This window comes from Bacillus pseudomycoides DSM 12442 (genome assembly GCF_000161455.1).
Classification (GTDB): domain Bacteria; phylum Bacillota; class Bacilli; order Bacillales; family Bacillaceae_G; genus Bacillus_A; species Bacillus_A pseudomycoides.
Window position 1 is genome coordinate 4,755,868 of record NZ_CM000745.1, and the last position, 5,177, is coordinate 4,761,044.

General features: G+C 31.7%; 5 protein-coding genes and 1 pseudogene. 2 read left to right on the top strand and 4 right to left on the bottom strand.

Features of this window, described 5'->3' with window-relative positions; all coding sequences use genetic code 11:
• From BPMYX0001_RS24190 to BPMYX0001_RS24205, 4 genes are all read right to left on the bottom strand, one after another.
• Window positions 1-297 (bottom strand): IS6 family transposase (locus BPMYX0001_RS24190; protein ID WP_033799300.1); only part of this gene is annotated, 297 nt, incomplete at its 3' end.
• A 145-nt stretch (window positions 298-442) separates the two neighbouring features.
• Window positions 443-694: a hypothetical protein gene (locus tag BPMYX0001_RS24195; RefSeq protein ID WP_006096822.1), complete on the bottom strand. Its 252-nt coding sequence runs from the start codon at window positions 692-694 to the stop codon at window positions 443-445.
• 76 nt (window positions 695-770) lie between these two features.
• Complete coding sequence (locus BPMYX0001_RS34590; protein WP_006096823.1) at window positions 771-902, bottom strand: hypothetical protein; 132 nt, start codon at window positions 900-902, stop codon at window positions 771-773.
• A 466-nt stretch (window positions 903-1,368) separates the two neighbouring features.
• On the bottom strand, window positions 1,369-3,225 hold the full coding sequence (locus BPMYX0001_RS24205; RefSeq protein ID WP_006096824.1) for a S8 family peptidase: 1,857 nt from the start codon (window positions 3,223-3,225) through the stop codon (window positions 1,369-1,371).
• Window positions 3,226-3,625: 400 nt separating this feature from the next.
• Between BPMYX0001_RS24205 and BPMYX0001_RS24210 the strand changes: the two are divergent.
• A pseudogene (locus tag BPMYX0001_RS24210) lies at window positions 3,626-3,994 on the top strand (alpha/beta fold hydrolase); the annotation flags it as partial.
• Window positions 3,995-4,152: 158 nt separating this feature from the next.
• Window positions 4,153-4,707 (top strand): GNAT family N-acetyltransferase, encoded by a 555-nt coding sequence (locus tag BPMYX0001_RS24215; RefSeq protein ID WP_006096826.1) that lies wholly within the window; start codon window positions 4,153-4,155, stop codon window positions 4,705-4,707.
• Window positions 4,708-5,177 lie beyond the last annotated feature (470 nt).

Below are 5,177 nucleotides of genomic sequence, written 5' to 3' on the forward strand. Positions count from 1 at the left end.
TTTTGAATCTACTGCGCGATATAAATACATCCATTGACCTTTTATTTTCACATACGTTTCATCGACTCTCCAGGAATCATTTGTCGTCTTAAGATGACATCGTACTCTTTCGTCTAATTCAAGTCCATATTGATGCACCCAACGCATAATGGTGGTGTGAGCAATAGACAAACCTCGTTCCTCCATCATTTCTACCAAATCCCGAAAACTGAGGTTGTACCGTAGGTACCATCTCACAGTTAATAAAATCATATCAGGTTGATAATGCTTCCATTTGAACAAATTTTCCTTTTTCATACCGATCACACACCTTTTTTAGAGTAATAGTATCAGTATGTCCAAGATTTAGAGATTATTTGCAATTGCCCTGAAGTTTTTGCACCAGAACCGTATTATTGTACAAGATAAATCGATTTGTATGCAAATCCCGTTTTGGATGCTTTTAAATCTTTTCTATAACATAAACCATTGTCTTTTTTGATGGTGCATGATAAGAGTAACCTTGACTTTTATGAACATATATTTCATATTTACCTATCACTTGAAATCTTTCTGTTTCAGATTCACCGAACTTTGTTACAGAATCGCATAAAATAGTTAATTCTTTTCTATTAGTACATAACAAATTAGAAATTTGTTTTTCGATATATATTCCCCCTACCGCTAATTCTTTCAACATTTCTCTATATTGCATAATTTCTCCACCTTTCCCAATCTATTCATTCAACAAAAACCATAATTATCCTTTTATTCAAATGAACAAAAAGCCATCACCGAAGTGACAGCTCTAAAGAGGATGGTTTCTTTTCTAATCGTTCTAACGCTTCAACACACTCATTAGCTGCAGTAGTTAATTTCTTAATGTTTTCGTTAGCTTCTTTTGCATCTACATCAACTTTCACTGAAACTACATTCCATATTATTTCGAGAAAATTGTACGCTAAGAAGTTTATAAATGTTTTCGATCATATTTATAAACGTGATAATCCTTGATTTTATAGGGATACAAGTTATGTTTATAAAGGTATACTTTTACAGATATATTAAAAGGATCACTTAAAACTACATACAAGAAATCTAAAACGTACATTTTTAGGACATAGTTTCTAAAGTGAATTTTTGGGGAATTTCTCAGCAAAAAAACAGCGAAAATTGATTGATATCCGATTGTCCCAAAAATAATCGTTTGTGTTACAAATACGCTCAAAAAACGTTTTTTGGTAAATAATGTATCCCTATAACCTTTTTTCCATGTATCTCGGCTGAACCCCATAAAAAACTGTACCCCAATTATTAGTTACGTCTAACAATTGGGGTACAGTTCATTTAGAGAGTTCCTTTTGCTTCATGTATGCATATACATAAAATCTATTTTACATTTAATACATACGACCCATTTTTATTTTCATATTTGTAGACATACAAATAATATTCCCCTGGTTTCGCGTTGTATTTTCCTTTAATGATATTAGACTCATTTTGCCCATATGCTACAAAGTTTTGTAGATCTGATTCGTGATAAAGTGTCCATGTCATTCCAATCTGTTTTTCATTTAATAGGGAAATATCTATATTTTGCGGTGAATTAACCGTAAAAGTATAGACATCTACGTTATCATCGTCGTTAAGATTTCCTTCAATAGTCGTATTGAAGGTTAACGGATTTGCCTGTATATGTTGGTTATTTGGCTCTTGTTCTTGCGGGTGTTTTGAAGCTGTATCTTCTCCATTTGGTTGGAATCCTAATTTTGACAATATAGCTTTTAAATCTGGTAAAACACCAATTCTATCGAAAGATGGATCTTTAGATTGTGTTCCTGTGCTTGAGTTACTTAAGATGTTTCTTAACTCACTTGGTTTATAAGGTTGACCCAAGTGTTCCTTAGCGATACTTTGTATGGAAGTGGCTGCACCAGCAATAATTGGTGAAGCGCTCGATGTACCGTTAAAGCTAGACGTATATAAATTTTTAAGATTTCTACTTGGTTCCGCAGAAGTTGTATCTACATTTTCACCCCATCCATATACATCAATTCGACTTCCATAATTTGAAAACCATAAACGTCCGTGAGGAACAGTTGATGAACCAGCTCCGACCATGATTGCACCTGAATCTTTAAAATCTTTGCTATTACGATTTAAGACTTGTTTTCCATCTCTATCTTTAAATTTGTCTAAGTCATTTGAACCATTTGCTCCAGCCTCGATAATCACGATTCCTTTATCCGTTCCAGTACGAATGGCATCAAATACTTCTGGTCGCACTTCAACTGGTAAATAATTCTTGCCATATCCATCATAAGATGCTTGTGCCTCCAATAATAAAACATCACCAGCGTTTAAATTATTTACAGCGCTTAATATGGCATCTGCTGTGTTATACTGACCATTATCTCTTATTTGAGATATTACCTTTACTGTAGCTTTTGGTGTAATACCAATATTACCTATATTATTATCTTCCGCTGAAACAATTCCTAATACTGAAGTCCCATGACCAACGTGCTGATCTAAATTCTGTCCAGACATAAGTTTAATATTTTGATTTATTAAATCCTCTTGATTTAATAACCATCCATACTCCATATCTACAAATGTTATACCTTTTCCATCTCCGCCTTTTATACCCCATGCATAAGGTGCATTGATTCCAGATGGTGCTTCTGTAAGATACCCTTGGCTTTTAAATCTAGGATCATCAGATGGATTAAGGGATAAATTAGGTATCTGTATTTCAGGTGGTGTTAATTTTTGCGGTTCGTTAATATATACATCTTCTATTAGGGAAGATTTTTTTAGCTTTTCCAGTAAATTTTCTGCTTGTACACCCTTAGGAATTTGAAGTGTATAATAGTTTAATAAATTAGCAGATGAATTATTATCGGATGTTTGTGTACGTTCATCTAGATTTTGAATTTCTTCAGGACTTACAGATGTAAATAAGCGAGTTAATGTTAAATCTGAGAATTCGAAAAAAAAGTCTTCTAGTACTCTATCATTTTTTTCATGTTTTATTCGCTTTTCTATACCATCCTCATACGGTAAATTGATTTCATTTTTAAACTTTACAATGATTTGCTTTTCTTCTTTTTCTTCTACATTAGCTTCTTTTTGCTGTACTACTGAATTGTTTGAAGCGGCACTCACTATATGAGAAGTCTTTCCTAATCCCGTAAAAGCTGTAATTGCTAGTGTAGACACTAGCATTCCTTTAAAAATTTTCATTCATTTTCCCTCTACTTTTTTATTTTCAAACATTTTCCTATAAAAATATCAAAATAATTACGTACTAAGCTGTATACTAAATAAATTATAATGAGTATCTAAAATAACTTCAATTTATTTATATATGCAATTTTTCATAATTACTTTATACATCTGTTGCTTTGGAATAAAGTTTGATCAAAAACCTCTTACAAACTCACATTCTATGGTACACAAAAAGAATCGATTTTGAAAAAAGATTGATCAAAATCGACTCTTTCTTTGGGATTGTGTGTACAGTTTTTATAAAAAAGTTTAATCATTTTCTGCCCGTGTTTCTATACAATTGCGCCCGTTTATGAAGTCAGGGTTTATTTGATACGCGTATTTTTTAACCTTGTATGTATGAATCATCCCCTATATCCTTGTAGATTCAACCCCAGAGGACTATAGAGAACGATTTCTTCCCATCATGCCTTCAGATTTCCAAGAAGCTTATAATAAACAATTTATTTATGAAAGTACATATGATCAGTTTATGAAGAGTCTGGAAGAAGTACGATTACACAGAAAAACACTTATAGATACAAACGTTATTATTCTTTCTGCAGGAAAAAAAGCTTTTTATTCCACTGATGCACAAAACTTATGGTTGCATATGCAAGAGGAATTATTGAATTTATCAACAAATAGTTCCTTGGTTATAGCACCTAACAGTGGACACTATATCCAAAAGGATGAGCCACAATATGTAATAAATGCGGTCAAAAAGGTTCTTCAGATCGTATAATTAACTTCCGCTAACGACAATTATGTAAATACGAAACCCCTTCAGCAAGCAAACTGAAGGAGTTTTTTAGATACATTGAATACCGATAAGTTGGGTTATGTAAACTTCACATGAATAAGATATATAATATAAAAATAACGATTAACTGAGGTGAGAGTATGGAAAATACATATGAAATCCCAAAATTAGAAACAAAGCGTCTTTTATTAAAAAAACTAGATTTTCATGATTTAGATGATTTATTTGAAGTCTATTCAGATCTTCAAACAACTACATATGTACCTCGAGAGGTACACAAAAATAAAGATGAAACTCGTATTTTTTTAGAAAATACGATTGAAACAGCTAAGAAAGGTAAGTCCTTCATATGGTCTATTATTTTTAAGGATGATCAGAAAGTTATTGGAACCTGTGGCATCTGGAAATTATCACATAATAGTGCTTCTTTAGGAGCTGTTATTAATCCACTATATTGGGGAAAAGGAGTTATCGTCGAAGCTTTAGAAGAACTAATAAAGTTTGGATTTCAAGAATTAGATTTAAATCGGATTGAAGGAAGATGTGACGTAAGGAATACAGCGTCTGAACGAGTTATGCAAAAGCTAACAATGACATATGAAGGAACATTGAGACAAAGTGTAATGATTAATGATATGTATTGCGATTCTAAGGTATATTCTCTTTTAAAACATGAATATGATAATTTCCGATAATGGAGATTATATAAAAGAAAAGTCCCTTCAAAGATCTGAAGGGACTTTTTTAAGTTTTTAGATATAGTGACTGCTGATAAGTAGTGTCATGTTAACTGAACAAGTTAAATTACAAATAACTTCAATTATGGTAAAATTTATCAAGGGTGATAACTATGAGAAAAAGCGAAAAAGATAATTTATCTTGGAGAGTATTTCAATTATGGATATCAATTCCAAGAAGTATCCGTTTAGCATTTTTGTGGTCAATTCTTATAGGATTTTCTTATTTAGGTTGGGTAAAAATCATGAGTAAACTATTTGAATAAATACATTGTGATATGTTTAATAATCTCTTTATTTATAGTGTTTTGAATGTATACTTTTGTTTTGTATTTTGAGGATATTAGGGGATTTAGCGAGAGGTCAATATTTTAGGGGGATTGAATGTAAACTAATATTAAAAAGTTTACTTTCGAAATAAGAAAAAA